Genomic DNA, 825 nt, shown 5'->3' with positions numbered 1-825 from the left:
CGGGTGATCGGGTCGCGAAGGCGCCACCGCTCCACCTCGCCGTCCGCACGGTACCTGCCGGGGTCGTCGGAGGTGCTGTGGCCGGCCATGCGGTACGTCTCGGCCTCGATGAACGCCGGCATGCGGCTGTCGCGGACCCGGGCCGCCGCCTGCGACGTCACCGCGTGCACGGCCAGCACGTCGTTGCCGTCCACCAGGTAGGAGTCCAGGCCGAAACCCGCGGCCCGCTGGTGCAGCGCGGTACGGCTCTGCTGGGCGGCCGGCGTGGAGATGGCCCAGTGGTTGTTCTGGCAGAAGAACAGCACGGGTGCCCCGGTTGTCGCGGCCCAGTTCAGCGCCTCGTTGACATCTCCCTGGCTGCTCGCCCCATCGCCGAAGTAGGTCATGACGATCTCGTCGGCGCCGTCTCGCAGCACCCCCATCGCGTACCCCGTGGCATGCAGGGCCTGGGTGCCGAGCACGAGGGAGTAGAAGTGGAACCGATGCGTCGCGGGGTTCCAGCCGGCATGAGCGAGGCCGCGCCATTGCCGGAGCAGCTCCGCCGGTCCCAGGCCCCGAGCCAGCGCCGCCGCGTGTTCCCGGTAGCTGGGAAACACGTGGTCGTCGGGGCGCAGCGCCCGGATGGAGCCGACCTGCGCGGCTTCCTGGCCGAGGCTCATCAGCCACAGGCCGAGCTCGCCCTGGCGGGCGAGAGCGAGCGCTTCGGCGTCGAAACGCCTGGCCAGCGCCATGTCCCGGAACAGCAGGCGGGCGAGGCCGAGGTCGACACCGGCAGCCTCACCCCGCGGGGTCAGGCGGCCGTCCGGCACCACGAATTGCAGTGCC

At 72.0% G+C, this 825-nt stretch carries 1 protein-coding gene; it reads right to left on the bottom strand.

The annotated features are described in order from the left end of the window. On the bottom strand, positions 1 to 821 hold an 821-nt coding region (locus DAT37_RS18735), incomplete at its 3' end, for a thiamine pyrophosphate-dependent enzyme (RefSeq protein WP_269814788.1). Between the last annotated feature and the right edge of the window lie 4 nt (positions 822 to 825).

The sequence above is a fragment of the Nocardia aurea genome (assembly GCF_003123685.1).
In the GTDB taxonomy this organism is placed as follows: domain Bacteria; phylum Actinomycetota; class Actinomycetes; order Mycobacteriales; family Mycobacteriaceae; genus Nocardia; species Nocardia aurea.
Note: the sequence above shows the minus strand (reverse complement) of the source record. Positions and strands in the feature narration are given on the sequence as shown.